This window comes from Caballeronia insecticola (assembly GCF_000402035.1).
GTDB classification, from domain to species: domain Bacteria; phylum Pseudomonadota; class Gammaproteobacteria; order Burkholderiales; family Burkholderiaceae; genus Caballeronia; species Caballeronia insecticola.
In genome coordinates this window covers 2,611,624-2,628,335 of the sequence record NC_021287.1, presented here as the reverse complement: position 1 = coordinate 2,628,335, position 16,712 = coordinate 2,611,624, and the positions used below count along the sequence as shown (strand labels likewise).

Below are 16,712 nucleotides of genomic sequence, written 5' to 3'. Positions count from 1 at the left end.
TCATGCGGCGCGCATCGTCTTAAGCTTTAACCCTCAAGCCTCCGCCATCGCCCTCTCGATTTCGATCTTGTAGTCATGGAACATCGCCACCGACTCGCGATGCGCCACGCTCAGAATCGCCGCCTTCGGCAGCCGCTCGACCAGCGTGTTGTAGATATGCAGTTCGTTCTCGGCATCGAGCGCGCTGGTCGCTTCGTCGAGGAACAGGAAGTCGGGCTTGTGCAAGAGCACGCGCGCCGCGGCCAGGCGCTGTTGCTCGCCCGGCGACAAACTGCGCGCCCAATGCGCGCTTTCGTCGAGCCGATCGCCGTACGCTTCGAGATTGCAGAGACGCAGCGCTTCACGCGATTCATCGTCGCTGAACGTGCCGCCGGGCGACGGATACGAAAGCGCCGCGCGCAACGTGCCGATCGGCAGATAGCTCATCTGCGGGATGAACATCATCTTCGCGTCGACGGGCGCGTCGATGGTGCCGTCGCCGAACGGCCACAGGCCCGCCATCGCGCGCATCAGCGTGCTCTTGCCCGACCCCGACGGCCCGACGACGAGCCAGCGCGAGCCCGGCTCGATCGACACGTTCGCCACGCGCGAGAGCGGCGTGCCGTTCGGCAGCGCGAGCATCAGCCCGTTGGTCGTGAGCGAGGGCGTGCTCGTGTAGTGCAGATTGATGCCGCCGTGTTCCGTCGCGGGCGAGGTTTCTTCGCGGATGTGCGTCGAACGCATCACGCGTTTGAATTCGCGCAGACGATTAACGGTGGCGCGCCATTCGACCAAGGTCGAGTAACTGTTGATGAACCAGGAAAACGAATCGCTCACCGTGCCGAACGCCGATGAAATCTGCATCAGCACGCCGAACGAGAACGCGCCCGCGAAGTAGCGCGGCGCCGCGACCATGATCGGGAAAATGATCGCAATCTGCCCGTAGAAAGAAAGCACGAAGGTCATGCGCTTCGTGTACTTCATGATCATCCACCAGTTGTCTCGGATGCGCTGGAAGATGCTCTTCGCGTTCGCCGTCTCGGTGCTGATGCCGTCATAGAACGCGATCTGCTCGGCGTTTTCACGCACGCGAATCAGGCCGAAGCGGAAATCCGCCTCTACCTTCTGCTGCTGATAATTGATCGACACCAGCGGATGCCCGACCTTCTGGATGATGAGCGAGCCGATGATCGCGTACAGCGCCGCGGCCCACACCATGTAGCCCGGAATCGTGATCGGCGTGCCGCCCAGCGAAAACGTCAGCGCGCCCGCGATGGTCCAGAGAATCGTGATGAAGGTGACGAGCGTGACGAGCGTCGAGAGCAGGTCGAGCGACAGGGAAAGCGTGGTGGTCGCGAAGGATTGCAGGTCGTCGGAGATACGCTGGTCGGGGTTGTCGGCGAGGCGGTCGCGCTCGATGCGGTAGAACGCCTTGTCGCCGAGCCATTGCTCCAGATACCGATTGGTGAGCCACTGACGCCAGCGGAACGCGAGCATCTGTCGCAGATATCGGCCATACACGGCGAGCAGGATATAGGCGAACGCCAAGCCCGTGAAGATCAACAGCAAGTGCGGAAAGTCGCGCACATTCTTGTTCTGCAGCGCGTTGTAGAAATCGGCGTTCCAGCTGTTGAGCCGCACGTTGATCCACACGACCGTCATGTTGATGGCGATGATCGCAACCAGCAGACCCCACGCGACGCCGCGTTCCTCCGATATCCAGTAGGGCTTGATGAGGCTCCACGCCGAGACTTCGTCGGCCTTCTGCTGTGTGCTTTCGGTACTGGTGTTGGTCATGAGCTTCCTGCCGATGCGCCCTGCGGGCGGCGAATTGTTCCGTGGTGCGCGTTATGCGTGTGCTGCGTCGTGCGATCGGGCTCCGGCGCGCGGTCTTGTCGATTCCCGCAAATTGTTCCGGGGTTCGCTTAATGCTCACTTAATTTCGCGCGATTGTTCCGCGAACCATGCTCGCGGCATTGTGCCAGAGTGCCGCCGCGCCCGAAAAAAGGCGGGCAATCCCGGTTTGCAGCGCGTTCGCCTTTCATGTTCTAATGACCTTCGACGAAACAGGGGTGCTTCGCGCGCATCGATCACGAGCGCGGCGAGGCTGAGAGAGACCCTTTGCACCCGATCCGGGTAATACCGGCGAGGGAAGTTTCCGGAGAACGCGCGAATCCCGCGCCATTCCTCCAGTCTCTTCCGAGTCATTGTCTTTTCCGTCCGGCGCGCGCCGTTTTTATCGGTGCCGTTGTCGGGCCGGTCTCTCTCCGCTGATTTCGTCCTTGTGATGTGCCGCCGCGCCAGCACGGCCGAGATCGCGTATTTCGTCTCCGCCAAAGCGCTGCGTCACGTAGTCAGGAGACATCGAATTGAACGGAATCGATCAGAACGCCACGCGCCGGGCGGACTTCGCCGTCGTCGGCGGCGGGCTCGTCGGACGGCTTGTCGCATGGCAACTCGCGGGCGCGGGGCATCGCGTCGAGCTATTCGAACGCGGCGACGCCCTCGGCACGCAATCGGCCGCGTGGGTCGCCGCCGCGATGCTCGCGCCGCTCGCCGAGGCCGCGAGCGCGGAACCGCTCGTCGTCGGGTTGGGGGCGGCGTCGCTCGAACAGTGGCCGCGTCTCATCGCGCAGTTGCCCGAGCCGGTGTTTTTTCAGCGTAACGGCACGCTCGTTGTGTGGCACGGCGCGGATCGCGCCGAGGCGCCGCTGTTCGAACGCAGGCTGCGCGCCAATTCGCCCGCCGATCTGCTCGATGGCGGTTTCGTCAAGCTCGCGGGCGCGCAACTCACGCAGGCCGAGCCCGCGCTCGGCGCGCGTTTCGCGCAGGGCTGGCTGCTGCCGAACGAAGGCCAACTGGACAATCGCCAGGCGCTGGGCGCGCTCGCGGCCGGACTCGCCGCGCGCGGCGTGCGCACGCACTGGAATACGCCCGTCGACGCGACGCCTGAATCCACCCGCGACGCCCGCTGGATCATCGATTGCCGCGGGCTCGGCGGCAAGCCGGCGTGGCCCGCGCTGCGCGGCATTCGCGGCGAAGTCGCGCGCGTGCATGCGCCGGGCATCGGGCTTTCGCGGCCTGTGCGGCTGCTGCATCCGCGCTATCCGCTCTATATCGCGCCCAAGGAAAACGATCTGTACGTGATCGGCGCGACCGAAGTGGAAGGCGAAGACATGTCGCCCGTCTCCGTGCGCTCCGCGCTCGAATTGCTGAGCGCCGCGTTCGCGGTGCATCCGGGCTTCGGCGAGGCGCGCATCCTGGAGCTCAATTCGCATTGCCGTCCGACCTTGCCGGATCATCGCCCGGCAATCGTCTGGGACGGGGCGCGGACTGTGCGCGTGAACGGCTTGTACCGGCACGGCTTCATGATCGCGCCCGAAGTCGCGGATAGCGCGTGCCGCGTAGCCGAGGCGCTCATTTCCGGCGATGTCGCCAACGCCGACACATTCGGCGACTTCCGCCGCGCCGCGCGCTGGCCGGAACTGCTGCACGACGGACACGCGCAGCGCACCGCCGCGGCCGCGCTCTCGCACTAAATAGCACTAGATAGATAAGAGACGAAGCCATGAACATCCACATCAATCAGCGCAGCTTCGATTTGCCCGAAGCGGCTACCGTCACCGAGGCGCTCGCCGCGTTCGGCGCGAAACCGCCGTTCGCGGTCGCGTTGAACGGGCAGTTCGTCGCGCGCGGCGAACACGCGACGAAGTCGCTCGCCGCCGGCGACAAGCTCGACGTCGTGTCGCCCGTCGCGGGCGGCTGAATTCCGAACCGAAGGATCGAACCATGACACCATCCACCGCCGATTCGCTCACGCTCTACGGCCAGGCGTTTCCGAGCCGCGTGCTGCTCGGGACGTCGCGCTATCCGTCGTTGCAATCGCTGTCCGACTCCATCGACGCCGCACGTCCCGGCATGGTCACCGTCGCGCTTCGCCGGCAATCGGAGACCGGCGAGGCCGGTTTCTTCGACGTGCTCAAACGTCACGGCGTCGCGCTGCTGCCGAATACGGCCGGCTGCCAGAGCGTCGATGAAGTGCTGACCACGGCCCACATGGCGCGCGAGGTGTTCGAGACGCCGTGGATCAAGCTCGAACTGATCGGCGACGACTACACGCTCCAGCCCGATCCGATCGGGCTCGTCGAAGCGGCGGCGAAACTGATCCGCGACGGCTTCAAGGTGCTGCCGTATTGCACCGAAGATCTGGTGATCGGGCGACGTCTGCTCGATGCCGGCTGCGAGGCGCTGATGCCGTGGGGCGCGCCGATCGGCACGGGCAAGGGCGTCACCAATCCGTACGGGCTGCGCACGTTGCGCGAGCGTTTGCCGGACGTGCCGCTGATCGTCGATGCCGGTCTCGGCGTGCCGTCGCACGCGTGTCAGGTGATGGAGTGGGGCTTCGACGGCGTGTTGCTGAACACGGCCGTGTCGCAGGCGACTTTTCCGCCGCAAATGGCGCGGGCGTTCGCGCTCGGCGTCGAGGCGGGACGCACGGCATTCCTCGCTGGACCGATGGCCGAGCGCGACAGCGCGCAGGCGAGCACGCCGGTCGTCGGCATGCCGTTCTGGCATCAGGACGGAGGTGCGGCGTGAGCTTGCTGAATCGCGAAGTTTTCTGGCCGCCGGCGGACGAACTGGTCGAAGTCGCCGAGCGGATTCGCGCGCGGCTCGGCGAATGGCCCGCCGCCGCGACGCGCTGGCGCATCTGCCTGACCGCGCCGGAAGCGCCGAAAGCGGACGATCTGATCGTCTTCACCGAAGCGCACGAAGCCCACGAAGCCGACACGGAACGGCTTGCGCAAAGCGGCGCGGCCGTGCTCGATGCCGACGGCCGTCGCGTGACGCTGCGCCGTGGCGACGAGCGTTTCGTGCTCGAAGGCGATTGGTCTGATGATTGGCTTGCCGCGCTCGCCGCGTTCCTCGACTGCAATTTCGAGCCGCACGACGCGCTCGTGCTCGCGCTCGCCTGGCGCGCGGGCGATGAAAACAAGGACGACGCGTGGCCCGTCGATTTCGCGACCTTCCCGCGCGTCGCGGATTTGCCGCCGGCGCCCGAGGGCGGATTTCCCGCATGTCCGGACCGGCTGGGCCTGTATCCGGTGCTGCCAAGCGCCGAGTGGGTCGAACGCGTGCTCGATCTCGGCGTGCGCACGGCGCAACTGCGCCGCAAGACCACCGACGCCGCCGATTTGAAGCGCGAAATCGTCCGCTCGGTCGACGCCGGGCGGCGCCACGATGCGCAGTTGTTCATCAACGATCACTGGCGCGAGGCCGTGGCCGCGGGCGCTTACGGCGTGCATCTCGGCCAGGAAGACGTGCAGACGGCGGATCTGGCCGCAATCGCGAAGGCCGGCCTGCGTCTCGGGCTGTCCACGCACGGCTATTACGAGATGCTCCGCGCGCTGCACTTCGGGCCGAGCTATCTCGCCCTGGGCGCCGTCTTCCCGACGACAACCAAAGTCATGCCGACGAAGCCGCAAGGCCTCGCGCGCCTCGCGCGTTATGTGCAGCTGCTGTCGGGCCGCGTGCCGCTGGTTGCGATCGGCGGCATCGATGCTCAGGCGATGCCCGGCGTGCTGGCGACGCGCGTCGGCAGTGCGGCTGTCGTGCGCGCGGTGACCGAAGCGGCCGATACGGCGTCCGCCGTCTCGACGCTGCAACACATGTTTGCCTGTAAGCGATGAAAAGTCCGAAAAATCGGAGGGTTGCAGCCTAGGCAAAGCACCGATTGCGCGCAAGCCCTATAATTCGGCCTCTTGCGTCAACGGATTTTTTACCCAGTGCCTGCTTCCTCCGAGACCCTGCTGGAGCTACGCGACGTCGATTTTGGCTACGGCGACCGGCTCGTTCTGTCGAACCTGAACATGCGTTTCAAGCGTGGGCAGGTGGTCGCGGTCATGGGCGGCTCCGGCTGCGGCAAAACCACGACCTTGCGCCTGATCGGCGGCCTCGTGAAGGCGAGCCGCGGCAAAGTGCTGTTCGGCGACCAGGAAGTCGGCGCGCAGACGCGCGCGGGCCTGTACGCGCTGCGCCGGAAAATGGGCATGCTGTTCCAGTTCGGCGCGCTATTCACGGATCAGACCGTGTTCGAAAACGTGGCGTTTCCGCTGCGCGAGCACACCGATCTGCCGGAAGAGCTGATTCGCGATCTCGTGCTGATGAAGCTCAACGCGGTCGGCCTGCGCGGCGCCCGCGATCTCGCGCCGTCGGAGATTTCGGGCGGCATGGCACGCCGCGTCGCACTCGCGCGCGCTATCGCGCTCGATCCCCAGCTCATGATGTACGACGAGCCGTTTGCCGGCCTCGATCCCATCTCGCTCGGCATCACGGCGCAACTGATTCGCACGATCAACGACGCGCTCGGCGCCACCTCGATTCTCGTCACGCACGACGTGCCCGAATCGTTCGCCATCGCGGATTACGTCTATTTCATCGCGAACGGCGGCATTCACGCCGAAGGCACGCCTGCGCAGTTGCGCGCGTCGCAGGACCCGACCGTGCGCCAGTTCATCGACGGCACGCCGGACGGCCCGTTCAAATTTCATTACGCGAGCACGCCGCTCGCGGCGGATTTCGGTATCGGAGGGCAGGCATGATCAGCGCGCTCGGACGCTGGGTGCTCGACGGTTTCGGCACCGCAGGCTACGCGACGCGCATGTTCCTGCGCCTCGTGCTCGAATTCTTTGCGCTTTTGCGCCGCCCGCGCCTGGTCACGAAGCAGATCCACTTCGTCGGCAATTATTCGCTGGTGATCATTGCCGTTTCGGGGCTGTTCGTCGGCTTCGTGCTGGGTTTGCAGGGCTATTACACGCTGAGCCGCTACGGCTCGGAACAGGCGCTCGGCTTGCTGGTGGCCTTGTCGCTCGTGCGCGAGCTCGGCCCGGTCGTGACCGCGCTGCTGTTCGCCGGGCGCGCGGGCACGTCGCTGACCGCGGAAATCGGCCTGATGAAGGCCGGCGAGCAACTCACGGCCATGGAAATGATGGCCGTCGATCCGCTCAAGGTGGTCGTCGCGCCGCGCATGTGGGCGGGCATCATCGCCATGCCGGTGCTGGCGGCCATTTTTAGCGCGGTCGGCATTCTCGGCGGCTATGTCGTGGGCGTGATGCTGATCGGCGTCGATCCGGGCGCGTTCTGGTCGCAGATGCAAGGCGGCGTGGACGTCTGGCGCGACGTCGGCAACGGCGTCATCAAGAGTGTGGTGTTCGGCTTCGCGGTGACGTTCATCGCGTTGTTCCAGGGCTACGAGGCGCGACCGACCCCGGAAGGCGTGTCGCGCGCCACGACCAAAACGGTCGTGTATGCGTCGCTCGCCGTACTCGGACTCGATTTTCTGCTGACCGCACTGATGTTCAGCTAACGAACCAGCCGCAGGCGCCGGATCCGGCGCGGGCGTTGTGAAGGGCACAGACCGTCACGCGCAATCTGCGAAAAGATTCTCTTTGGATAGACGATGAAAAAGACTGCTCTCGACTTTTGGGTGGGCCTGTTCGTGGTGCTCGGTTTCGTAGCGCTGCTGTTTCTTGCGCTGAAGGCGGGCAACATGAGTTCCCTGTCGTTCCAGCAAACCTACGCTGTAAAACTCAAGTTCGACAATATCGGCGGATTGAAGGCGCGCGCGCCGGTCAAGAGCGCGGGCGTGACGGTCGGGCGCGTCGGCAGCATCGGTTTCGACGGCAATACGTACCAGGCCGTCGTCACTATCGATATCGACAAGCAGTATCAATTTCCGAAAGATTCGTCCGCGAAGATTCTGACTTCGGGTCTGCTCGGCGAGCAGTACATCGGCCTCGAGCCGGGCGGCGACGATCAAATGCTCAAGAACGGTGACACCATCACGATGACGCAATCGGCCGTCGTGCTCGAAAACCTGATCGGCCAGTTCCTGTATAACAAAGCGGCGGATTCGGGCGCGTCGAAATCGGCGGCGCCCGCGGCCGCACCGGCGTTCCCGGGCGCGGCGAGCGCGATGGGTGCTTCGGGTGCCTCGGGCGCGGCTCAATAAGGAGAACCACATGCAGGCCAAGGCGATGCGTCGTGCCGTGATGATCGCGTGCGCAGTGGCGCTCACGGGTTGTGCGACGGTGACGACGCCGACCAAGGGAGATCCGCTCGAGAGCTACAACCGTACGATGTTCACGATCAACGACAAGATCGATCAGTACGCGTTCAAGCCGGTCGCGCAGGGTTACGTCTGGGCGGTGCCGGAGCCGGTGCGCAACAGCGTGACCAACTTCTTCTCGAATATCGGCGACGTGTACATCGCCGCGAACAACCTGCTGCAACTCAAGATCGCGGACGGTGTGTCGGACATCATGCGCGTCGCCATCAACACGGTGTTCGGCGTCGGCGGCCTGTTCGACGTCGCGACCATCGCGAAGCTGCCCAAGCATTCCGGCGATTTCGGCCTGACGCTCGGTCACTATGGCGTGCCGCCCGGGCCGTATCTCGTGCTGCCTCTGCTCGGCCCGAGCACGATGCGCGACACGAGCGGGCTGGTCGTCGATTATTTGGGCAATCCGCTGACTTACGTGAGCCCGGATTCCGTGAGCTGGGCGCTGTACGGCGTGAATCTGGTCAACGTGCGCGCGAATCTGCTCGGCGCAACCGACGTGCTCGCCGACGCCGCGCTCGACAAATATTCGTTCGTGCGTAACGCGTATCTGCAACGCCGCCAGTTCCTGATTACCGGCGGCGAAGGCAGCATGCCGGATTACGACGAGGCGCCGTTGCCGAACTACGGCGATACTGAAGGCGCTGCGCCGGCGGTGGGTGCATCGGCGACCGCTGCGCCGGTCGCGCCGGCATCGGGCAGGGCCGCGGCACCCGCTCCCGCGAGCGGAACCGGCGACACGGTGCCAGGCAATCAGTACGTTCCGCCGGCTGGTTTCCCTTCGTTCCGCTTGCGTTGAGCGGGCTTTCCCTAACGCGCGGTAACATATCTGACGATATTTCTTACGCTTTGGCCGCTGTGCCGCCTGAACTCGATTCAGGCGGCGCGCTCAAACCGAAGCCATTTACTTTTGCAGGGTTTGCGATGAAAAAACTGTTCCTTCTTCCCCTCGTCGCCATGTTCGTGGCGTTCTGCGGCAGTGTCTCCGCACAGACCGTCGATGCAAACGCGCCGGACCAACTGATCAAGACGGTCACGCAGCAAGTTCTCGACGAGATCAAGTCTGACCAGAAGATTCAGGCGGGCGACATCAACAAGATCACCGAACTCGTCAACCAGAAGATCCTGCCGTACACGGACTTCACGCGCACGACGCGCCTCGTGATGGGCCGCAACTGGAATTCGGCGACGCCGGAGCAGCAAAAGCAGATCGTCGAGCAGTTCAAGATGCTGCTGATCCGCACGTACTCGGGCGCGCTCGCGCAAGTGCGCAACCAGACGGTTCAGTACAAGCCGTTCCGCGCATCGCCGGACGATACGGATGTCGTCGTCCGCTCGGTCGTGATGAACAATGGCTCGCCCGTGGAACTCGACTATCGCCTGTACAAGACGGCTCAAGGCTGGCGCGTGTATGACATCAACGTGCTCGGCGCATGGCTCATCCAGGCATACCAGCAGCAGTTCAACGAGCAGATTTCGCAGAACGGCGTGGCCGGTCTCCTGCAATTCCTGACGCAGCGTAACCAGCAGCTCGCGAGCGGCAAGGCATCGTGAGCACGCAAGCCTCGGGCGGCCGTTTCGAGACGGCCGCATCGCTGACCCACGAGAGCGCGCAGGCCGCGCTCGACGCGGGTCTGTCGCGCATCGCGGCGGGCGCGACCGAAGTCGATTGCGCGCCGCTCACGCAGTTCGATTCATCCGCGCTCGCCGTGCTGCTCGCATGGCAGCGCGCCGCGTCCGCGCGCGGTGCCGCGCTGGGTGTCGTAAATCTTCCTTCCGGGCTCGTCAGTCTCGCGCGAGCCTACGGCGTCGATACGCTCCTCTCCTTCCGACATTGATCCTGCACTGACTCTGTGTGAGGCGCGGCGGCTCCGTTGCTGCCGCAAACAGGATCGCTCCGAAGTCGGCTCCAGCCGCTTTGTCCTATAATCAACCGTTTTTTCGGGCCCATAGCCCGGCCCTTTTTTATCCGGGCCCGGGTCCGTCAAGCGAACATCCGCACAATCGAGGCGCCGCCGCGTGAGGCGCGCGCACTGTCCATGTCAGCCATAGAAATCCGAAACGTCAGGAAGCGCTACAAGGAGCTCCAGGCGCTCAAAGGCGTGAGCCTCACAGTGGAAGAGGGCGAGTTCTTCGGCCTGCTCGGCCCGAACGGCGCGGGCAAAACGACGTTGATCAGCATTCTGGCGGGCCTGGCGCGCGCGGACAGCGGCACGATCACCGTGCGCGGGCACGACGTCGTCAGCGACTTTCGCGCGGCGCGCCGTGCGCTCGGCGTCGTGCCTCAGGAACTGGTGTTCGATCCCTTCTTTACCGTGCGCGAGTCGCTGCGCATCCAGTCGGGCTATTTCGGCTTGCGCCGCAACGACGACTGGATCGACGAAGTGATGGCGAACCTCGATCTCACCGAGAAGGCCGATGTCAACACGCGCGCGCTGTCGGGCGGGATGAAGCGCCGCGTGCTCGTGGCTCAGGCGCTCGTGCACCGGCCGCCCGTCATCGTGCTCGACGAGCCCACCGCGGGCGTCGACGTCGAACTGCGTCAGACGCTCTGGAAGTTCATCTCGCGCCTGAACCGGGAAGGCCACACGATCGTGCTGACGACGCACTATCTCGAAGAAGCCGAATCGCTGTGCGACCGGCTCGCCATGCTTCGCCGCGGCGAAGTCGTCGCGCTCGAGCGCACGAGCACGCTGCTGCAGCGTTTCTCCGGCATGCAGTTGTATCTGCGGCTGGCAAACGGTCCGCTGCCCGCCGATCTGCGCGCGCTCGAAGTCGATCCGCACGCGGTATCCGGCACGCAGCATCTGCTGCGTCTCGCGAGCTATGACGAAGTCGAGCCGATTCTCGCGAAATGCCGCGCGGCCGGCTGCACGTTCGATGAAATCGAAGTGCGCAAAGCGGATCTCGAAGACGTGTTCGTGCAAGTGATGAACGAGCCTGATGTGGTCGAGGGACTTTCATGAGCGGTTTTCAGACGTTGTTCTACAAGGAGCTGCTGCGCTTCTGGAAGGTCTCGTTTCAGACCGTGCTCGCGCCGGTCGTGACGGCGCTTCTGTATCTGACCATCTTCGGTCACGCGCTGTCCGGGCGAGTCGAGGTGTATCCGGGCGTCGGCTATACGAGCTTTCTCGTACCGGGCCTCGTCATGATGAGCGTGCTGCAGAACGCGTTCGCGAACAGCTCTTCGTCGCTGATCCAGTCGAAGATCACGGGCAATCTCGTGTTCGTGCTGCTGCCGCCCATCGCGCATTGGGAAATGTTTTTCGCTTACGTGCTGGCGTCGCTCGTGCGCGGTCTGTGCGTGGGCTTCGGCGTGTTCATCGTGACGATATGGTTCATCCCGATGTCGTTTTCCGCGCCGTTCTACATCATTGCGTTCGCCATACTCGGTTCCGGCATTCTCGGTACGCTGGGCCTGATCGCGGGCATCTGGGCCGACAAGTTCGACCAGCTCGCCGCGTTCCAGAACTTCCTGATCATGCCGCTCACGTTTCTGTCCGGCGTGTTCTACTCGACGCATACGCTGCCGCCGCTGTGGCGCGCGGTGTCGCATCTGAATCCGTTCTTCTACATGATCGACGGCTTTCGCTACGGCTTCTTCGGCCTGTCCGACGTCAATCCGCTGGTGAGCCTGTGCATCGTCGGCGGATTCCTGGCCGTGCTGGCGTTGATCGCCGTGCGTCTGCTCGCGAGCGGCTACAAGCTGCGTCACTAAATTCAAAGGAGACTTTCATGTTGCCGACTCCGGAGCAAGTGAAGGACTACATCGCTGGCGGCTTGCCCTGCCAGCATCTCGAAGTGGAAGGCGACGGCCAGCACTTTTTCGCGACCATCGTGAGCGATGCGTTCGTCGGCAAGCGGCTGATCGCGCGTCATCAACTAGTTTACGCGGCGCTCGGCGAGCGCATGCGCGAGGAGATTCATGCGCTCAGCATGAAGACCCTCACCCCCGACGAGTGGAAATCGGCCTGAGTCCACCCGGCGAAGCCAATCAGGTCATACGACTCAATCCAGCAACACCGGCATCACCGGCAGACATAGGCAGTAGATAGTGCGAATCATCAAAGACAACCACGGCGCCGAAAGCGGCTCCGCAGCAGGAAGCTCGAACGAGGGGCAAGTCATTATGGACAAGCTGGTCATCACGGGGGGCGCGAAGCTCTCCGGCGAAATCACCGTATCGGGTGCGAAGAACGCGGCATTGCCGATTCTTTGCGCAAGCCTTCTCACCGCCGACGACGTCCATCTGTCGAACGTCCCGAATCTTCAGGACGTGCGCACGACGCTCAAGCTGCTGCGGCAGATGGGCGTGCAATCGGAAGTCACGGGCGACGGACACGTAACACTCAACGCATCGAAGGTCGACAACCTCGTCGCGCCTTATGAAATGGTCAAGACCATGCGCGCGTCGATTCTCGTGCTCGGGCCGCTCGTCGCGCGTTTCGGCGAGGCGAAAGTGTCGCTGCCGGGCGGCTGCGCGATCGGCGCACGTCCGGTCGACCAGCACATCAAGGGCCTGCAGGCGATGGGCGCCGAGATCAACATCGAGCACGGCTTCATCGAGGCGCGCGCGAAGCGTCTGAAGGGCGCGCGCATCATCACCGACATGATCACCGTCACCGGCACCGAGAATCTGCTCATGGCGGCGGTGCTGGCCGACGGCGAGACCGTCATCGAGAACGCCGCGCGCGAGCCGGAAGTCAGCGACCTGGCGCATCTGCTCGTGAAGATGGGCGCGAAGATCGACGGCATCGGCACGGACCGGCTCGTCATTCAGGGCGTCGACAAGCTGCACGGCGCGAAGCACGACGTCGTGCCGGACCGCATTGAAGCGGGCACGTTCCTGTGCGCGGTCGCGGCAGCCGGCGGCGATATCACGCTGCGTCGCGTGAATGCGCATCTGCTCGATGCGGTCACGTCGAAGCTGCGCGAGGCGGGCGTGTCGATCGAAGAAGGCAGCGACTGGATGCGCGTGCGCATGGCGAAGCGCCCGGATGCGGTGAACATCCGCACGTCCGAATATCCGGCGTTCCCGACCGACATGCAGGCGCAGTTCATGGCGCTCAACACGATCGCGAACGGCACGTCGCAAGTGGTCGAGACGATCTTCGAAAACCGCTTCATGCACGTGCAGGAACTGAACCGGCTGGGCGCGAGCATCACCATCGACGGCAACACGGCGCTCGTCGCCGGCGTCGAGAAGCTCTCCGGCGCGAAGGTCATGGCGACCGATCTGCGCGCGTCCGCGAGTCTCGTGATCGCGGCGATGTGCGCCGAGGGCGAAACGCTGATCGACCGTATCTATCACCTGGATCGCGGCTACGACCGCATGGAGTCGAAGCTGACCGCCGTGGGCGCGAACGTGCGGCGTATCAAGGGCAGCGGGAGCGAGCAATGAGCTCGCTGCCACAGACGTCGTCGTCGGTGGAGCCCAGCGCGCCGCTTACGCTGGCGCTGTCGAAAGGGCGTATCTTCGAGGAAACGCTGCCGTTGCTCGCCGCTGCCGGCGTGCAGGTGGCGGAAGATCCGGAAAGCTCGCGCAAGCTGATTTTGCCGACTACGAATCCGAATCTGCGCGTGATCATCGTGCGCGCGACCGATGTGCCGACCTACGTCGAATACGGCGCGGCGGACTTCGGCGTGGCGGGCAAGGACGTGCTGATCGAGCATGGCGGCGGCGGTTTGTATCAGCCGGTCGATCTCGATATCGCGCGCTGCCGGATGTCGGTGGCGGTGAAATCGGGCTTCGATTACGCGAGCGCGGTGCGTCAGGGCGCGCGTCTGCGCGTCGCGACGAAGTACACCGAAACCGCGCGCCAGCATTTCGCGGCGAAAGGCGTTCACGTCGACCTGATCAAGCTGTACGGCTCGATGGAACTGGCGCCGCTCGTCGGTCTCGCGGATGCGATCGTCGATCTCGTCAGTTCCGGCGGCACGCTTCGGGCGAACAATCTGGTCGAGGTGGAGGAGATCATGCAGATTTCGTCGCGCCTCGTCGTGAATCAGGCGGCGCTCAAGCTGAAGCGCGCGGCGCTCAAGCCGTTCCTCGACGCTTTCGAGCGCGCCACGGTGGCTACGGGAAATTAGGCGGGCCGCAGGCGGCGGCGCGCCAACAGCAAAACGGAAAACCAGCATGTCTATCAAGATTCGCAAACTCGATTCCAGCACCGATGGTTTTCAAAAGGCGCTACGCGCAGTCCTGGCATTCGAAGCAAGCGAGGATGAAGCGATCGAGCGCTCGGTCGCGCACATTCTCGCCGACGTCAAAGCGCGCGGCGACGCGGCCGTGCTCGAATACACCAGCAAGTTCGACCGTCTGAAGGCGGACAGCGTCGCGGCGCTCGAATTGCCCGCAGCAGAACTCGAAGCCGCGCTGGACGCGCTCGAACCCAAGCGCCGCGCGGCGCTCGAAGCGGCGGCCGCGCGCGTGCGCGGTTATCACGAGAAGCAGCGCATCGAGTGCGGCAGTCATAGCTGGCAATACACCGAGGCCGACGGCACCGTGCTCGGCCAGAAGGTGTCGCCGCTCGACCGCGCGGGCATCTATGTGCCGGGCGGCAAGGCGGCGTATCCGTCGTCGGTGCTGATGAACGCGATTCCGGCGCGCGTCGCGGGCGTGAAGGAAATCGTGATGGTCGTGCCGACGCCCGACGGCGTGAAGAACCCGCTCGTGCTCGCGGCGGCGCTGCTGGGCGGCGTGGACCGCGTGTTCACGATCGGCGGCGCGCAGGCGGTCGGCGCGCTCGCCTACGGCACGGACACCATTCCCGCCGTCGACAAGATCTGCGGGCCGGGCAACGCGTATGTCGCGTCGGCGAAGCGGCGCGTGTTCGGCACGGTCGGCATCGACATGATCGCCGGGCCGTCCGAGATTCTCGTTATCTGCGACGCGACCACCGATCCGCGCTGGGTCGCGATGGACCTGTTCTCGCAGGCCGAGCACGACGAACTCGCGCAATCCATTCTGCTGTGCCCGGACGACGCGTTCATTCAGCGCGTGGAAGACGCGATCGTCGAATTGCTGCCCGCCATGCCGCGTCGCGATGTCATTCAGCGTTCGCTCGAAGATCGCGGTGCGCTCATCAAGGTGAAGGACATGGCCGAAGCGTGCACGATCGCGAACGACATCGCGCCCGAGCACCTGGAAATTTCCGCGCTCGATCCGCATCACTGGGCCGCGCTCATTCACAACGCGGGCGCCATGTTCCTCGGCCGCTACACGAGCGAAAGTCTCGGCGATTACTGCGCGGGACCGAACCACGTATTGCCGACTTCGCGCACGGCGCGCTTTTCGTCGCCGCTCGGCGTGTACGATTTCATGAAGCGTTCGAGCGTGATCGAAGTGAGCTCGGACGGCGCGCAGACGCTTGGCGAAATCGCGGCGGAACTGGCCTACGGCGAGGGCTTGCAGGCGCATGCACGCAGCGCGGAATACCGGATGAAGAACCTCGGCTGAAACTGGCCGGCCCGACTGACCGAGGCGGCCTGAGAGCCGCCGCTCTTCCGGCGAGAGAGACGCCGGGAAACCATGACCACAGCACAAGACATCATTCGTCCCGACGTCCTCGCGATGACGAGCTATCCCGTGGCCGATTCCACCGGCCTGATCAAGCTCGACGCGATGGAGAATCCCTACACGCTGCCCGCCGGACTCGCCGAACGTCTCGGCGCGCACTTGGCCGGCATCGCGCTGAATCGCTATCCGGCGCCGCGTCCCGCCGACCTGCTCGCCAAAATCAAGCGCACGATGAACGTGCCCGCCGCCTGCGACGTGATGCTCGGCAACGGCTCGGACGAACTCATCAGCATGATGTCGATGGCGTGCTCGAAGCCGGGCGCGAAGGTCGTGGCGCCCGTGCCGGGCTTCGTCATGTACGAACTCTCGGCGAAGTTCGCGCACCTCGAATTCATCGGCGTGCCGCTGAACGCCGATTTCACGCTCGACGCCGACGCGCTGATCGCCGCCATCGACGAACATGCGCCCGCGCTCGTGTATCTCGCGTACCCGAACAACCCGACCGGCACGCTCTACGACGACGCCGACATGGCGCGCGTGATCGCGGCGGCGAGCAAGAGTCTCGTCGTGATCGACGAGGCGTACCAGCCGTTCGCGGGCCGCAGCTGGATGCCGCGCGCGGGCGAGTTCGACAACGTCGTCGTGATGCGTACCGTCTCGAAGCTCGGGCTCGCGGGCATCCGCTTGGGCTATATGGCGGGCCGTCCCGAATGGCTGATGCAGTTCGACAAGGTGCGTCCGCCGTACAACATCAACGTGCTCACGCAGGCGACCGCCGATTTCCTGCTCGATCATCTCGATGTGCTCGACGCCCAGGCCGCCGATCTGCGCGCGCAGCGCGCCGCGCTGGCTCGCGAAGTCGCGGCGCTTCCCGGCATGACGGTGTTTCCGAGCGCGGGCAATTTCCTGCTCGTACGCGTGCCGGATGCGGCGGTTGCTTTCGAAACCCTTTTAACTTCGCGGGTTTTGATCAAAAACGTGGGTAAAATGCATCCATTGCTGGCTAATTGCGTGCGTTTGACGGTCGGAACGGCCGAAGAAAACGCGCACATGGTCGCGGCGCTGAAAAAGCTCGCTCTGAACTGAATCCCCACTTTC

General features: G+C 64.5%; 18 protein-coding genes and 1 riboswitch. Of the genes, 17 read left to right on the top strand and 1 reads right to left on the bottom strand.

The window, feature by feature from the left end; all coding sequences use genetic code 11:
- Positions 1 to 33: 33 nt before the first annotated feature.
- Positions 34 to 1,776, bottom strand: coding sequence for an ABC transporter ATP-binding protein/permease (locus BRPE64_RS12155; RefSeq protein ID WP_016346425.1), 1,743 nt, complete (start codon positions 1,774 to 1,776; stop codon positions 34 to 36).
- 261 nt (positions 1,777 to 2,037) lie between these two features.
- Positions 2,038 to 2,150: riboswitch (TPP riboswitch) on the top strand.
- Between the two features lie 198 nt (positions 2,151 to 2,348).
- Here BRPE64_RS12155 and BRPE64_RS12150 point away from each other — a divergent pair.
- The 17 genes from BRPE64_RS12150 to hisC all read left to right on the top strand — a co-directional run bounded on the left by BRPE64_RS12150 (position 2,349) and on the right by hisC (position 16,700).
- Positions 2,349 to 3,518: an FAD-dependent oxidoreductase gene (locus tag BRPE64_RS12150; RefSeq protein WP_016346424.1), complete on the top strand. Its 1,170-nt coding sequence runs from the start codon at positions 2,349 to 2,351 to the stop codon at positions 3,516 to 3,518.
- Between the two features lie 29 nt (positions 3,519 to 3,547).
- Positions 3,548 to 3,745: a sulfur carrier protein ThiS gene (gene thiS, locus BRPE64_RS12145; protein WP_016346423.1), complete on the top strand. Its 198-nt coding sequence runs from the start codon at positions 3,548 to 3,550 to the stop codon at positions 3,743 to 3,745.
- Positions 3,746 to 3,768: 23 nt separating this feature from the next.
- Entirely contained in the window at positions 3,769 to 4,575 is an 807-nt protein-coding gene (locus tag BRPE64_RS12140; RefSeq protein ID WP_016346422.1) for a thiazole synthase, read from the top strand.
- Positions 4,572 to 5,666, top strand: coding sequence for a thiamine phosphate synthase (gene thiE / locus BRPE64_RS32320; RefSeq protein ID WP_084675739.1), 1,095 nt, complete (start codon positions 4,572 to 4,574; stop codon positions 5,664 to 5,666). Before BRPE64_RS12140 ends, thiE begins: the two co-directional genes overlap by 4 nt.
- Before the next feature lie 96 nt (positions 5,667 to 5,762).
- The gene (locus tag BRPE64_RS12130) at positions 5,763 to 6,578 is read left to right on the top strand and encodes an ABC transporter ATP-binding protein (protein ID WP_016346420.1); all 816 of its coding nucleotides are present in this window, start codon (positions 5,763 to 5,765) and stop codon (positions 6,576 to 6,578) included.
- Positions 6,575 to 7,342, top strand: coding sequence for a lipid asymmetry maintenance ABC transporter permease subunit MlaE (gene mlaE, locus BRPE64_RS12125; RefSeq protein WP_016346419.1), 768 nt, complete (start codon positions 6,575 to 6,577; stop codon positions 7,340 to 7,342). Before BRPE64_RS12130 ends, mlaE begins: the two co-directional genes overlap by 4 nt.
- 93 nt (positions 7,343 to 7,435) lie before the next feature.
- On the top strand, positions 7,436 to 7,987 hold the full coding sequence (mlaD, locus tag BRPE64_RS12120) for an outer membrane lipid asymmetry maintenance protein MlaD (protein ID WP_044041623.1): 552 nt from the start codon (positions 7,436 to 7,438) through the stop codon (positions 7,985 to 7,987).
- A gap of 10 nt (positions 7,988 to 7,997) precedes the next feature.
- Positions 7,998 to 8,894: an MlaA family lipoprotein gene (locus tag BRPE64_RS12115; RefSeq protein ID WP_016346417.1), complete on the top strand. Its 897-nt coding sequence runs from the start codon at positions 7,998 to 8,000 to the stop codon at positions 8,892 to 8,894.
- 125 nt (positions 8,895 to 9,019) lie between these two features.
- Positions 9,020 to 9,649, top strand: coding sequence for an MlaC/ttg2D family ABC transporter substrate-binding protein (locus tag BRPE64_RS12110; RefSeq protein ID WP_044041622.1), 630 nt, complete (start codon positions 9,020 to 9,022; stop codon positions 9,647 to 9,649).
- Positions 9,646 to 9,933 (top strand): STAS domain-containing protein, encoded by a 288-nt coding sequence (locus tag BRPE64_RS12105; RefSeq protein ID WP_016346415.1) that lies wholly within the window; start codon positions 9,646 to 9,648, stop codon positions 9,931 to 9,933. Before BRPE64_RS12110 ends, BRPE64_RS12105 begins: the two co-directional genes overlap by 4 nt.
- 201 nt (positions 9,934 to 10,134) lie before the next feature.
- Positions 10,135 to 11,061 carry an ABC transporter ATP-binding protein gene (locus BRPE64_RS12100; RefSeq protein WP_016346414.1) on the top strand — a complete coding sequence of 309 codons (927 nt, stop codon included), beginning with the start codon at positions 10,135 to 10,137 and terminating at the stop codon, positions 11,059 to 11,061.
- Positions 11,058 to 11,813 (top strand): ABC transporter permease, encoded by a 756-nt coding sequence (locus BRPE64_RS12095; RefSeq protein ID WP_016346413.1) that lies wholly within the window; start codon positions 11,058 to 11,060, stop codon positions 11,811 to 11,813. Before BRPE64_RS12100 ends, BRPE64_RS12095 begins: the two co-directional genes overlap by 4 nt.
- 17 nt (positions 11,814 to 11,830) lie before the next feature.
- Complete coding sequence (locus BRPE64_RS12090; RefSeq protein WP_016346412.1) at positions 11,831 to 12,070, top strand: BolA family protein; 240 nt, start codon at positions 11,831 to 11,833, stop codon at positions 12,068 to 12,070.
- 154 nt (positions 12,071 to 12,224) lie between these two features.
- Positions 12,225 to 13,496 carry a UDP-N-acetylglucosamine 1-carboxyvinyltransferase gene (gene murA / locus BRPE64_RS12085; RefSeq protein WP_016346410.1) on the top strand — a complete coding sequence of 424 codons (1,272 nt, stop codon included), beginning with the start codon at positions 12,225 to 12,227 and terminating at the stop codon, positions 13,494 to 13,496.
- Positions 13,493 to 14,185, top strand: a complete 693-nt coding sequence (hisG, locus tag BRPE64_RS12080) for an ATP phosphoribosyltransferase (protein WP_016346409.1) — start codon at positions 13,493 to 13,495, stop codon at positions 14,183 to 14,185. The genes murA and hisG overlap by 4 nt, the downstream gene beginning before the upstream one ends.
- Before the next feature lie 46 nt (positions 14,186 to 14,231).
- Entirely contained in the window at positions 14,232 to 15,554 is a 1,323-nt protein-coding gene (hisD, locus tag BRPE64_RS12075; RefSeq protein ID WP_016346408.1) for a histidinol dehydrogenase, read from the top strand.
- Positions 15,555 to 15,626: 72 nt separating this feature from the next.
- Positions 15,627 to 16,700, top strand: coding sequence for a histidinol-phosphate transaminase (gene hisC, locus BRPE64_RS12070; protein ID WP_016346407.1), 1,074 nt, complete (start codon positions 15,627 to 15,629; stop codon positions 16,698 to 16,700).
- Positions 16,701 to 16,712: the final 12 nt, after the last annotated feature.

What these genes read in the sequence shown, in the direction of transcription:
- hisG (WP_016346409.1), top strand. Translation starts at nt 13,493, where the DNA reads ATGAGCTCGCTGCCACAGACGTCGTCGTCGGTGGAGCCCAGCGCGCCG.
- BRPE64_RS12140 (WP_016346422.1), top strand. Translation starts at nt 3,769, where the DNA reads ATGACACCATCCACCGCCGATTCGCTCACGCTCTACGGCCAGGCGTTT.
- murA (WP_016346410.1), top strand. Translation starts at nt 12,225, where the DNA reads ATGGACAAGCTGGTCATCACGGGGGGCGCGAAGCTCTCCGGCGAAATC.
- BRPE64_RS12155 (WP_016346425.1), bottom strand. Translation starts at nt 1,776, where the DNA reads ATGACCAACACCAGTACCGAAAGCACACAGCAGAAGGCCGACGAAGTC.
- BRPE64_RS12110 (WP_044041622.1), top strand. Translation starts at nt 9,020, where the DNA reads ATGAAAAAACTGTTCCTTCTTCCCCTCGTCGCCATGTTCGTGGCGTTC.
- BRPE64_RS12095 (WP_016346413.1), top strand. Translation starts at nt 11,058, where the DNA reads ATGAGCGGTTTTCAGACGTTGTTCTACAAGGAGCTGCTGCGCTTCTGG.
- BRPE64_RS12090 (WP_016346412.1), top strand. Translation starts at nt 11,831, where the DNA reads ATGTTGCCGACTCCGGAGCAAGTGAAGGACTACATCGCTGGCGGCTTG.
- BRPE64_RS12100 (WP_016346414.1), top strand. Translation starts at nt 10,135, where the DNA reads ATGTCAGCCATAGAAATCCGAAACGTCAGGAAGCGCTACAAGGAGCTC.
- hisD (WP_016346408.1), top strand. Translation starts at nt 14,232, where the DNA reads ATGTCTATCAAGATTCGCAAACTCGATTCCAGCACCGATGGTTTTCAA.
- mlaE (WP_016346419.1), top strand. Translation starts at nt 6,575, where the DNA reads ATGATCAGCGCGCTCGGACGCTGGGTGCTCGACGGTTTCGGCACCGCA.
- hisC (WP_016346407.1), top strand. Translation starts at nt 15,627, where the DNA reads ATGACCACAGCACAAGACATCATTCGTCCCGACGTCCTCGCGATGACG.
- BRPE64_RS12115 (WP_016346417.1), top strand. Translation starts at nt 7,998, where the DNA reads ATGCAGGCCAAGGCGATGCGTCGTGCCGTGATGATCGCGTGCGCAGTG.
- thiS (WP_016346423.1), top strand. Translation starts at nt 3,548, where the DNA reads ATGAACATCCACATCAATCAGCGCAGCTTCGATTTGCCCGAAGCGGCT.
- mlaD (WP_044041623.1), top strand. Translation starts at nt 7,436, where the DNA reads ATGAAAAAGACTGCTCTCGACTTTTGGGTGGGCCTGTTCGTGGTGCTC.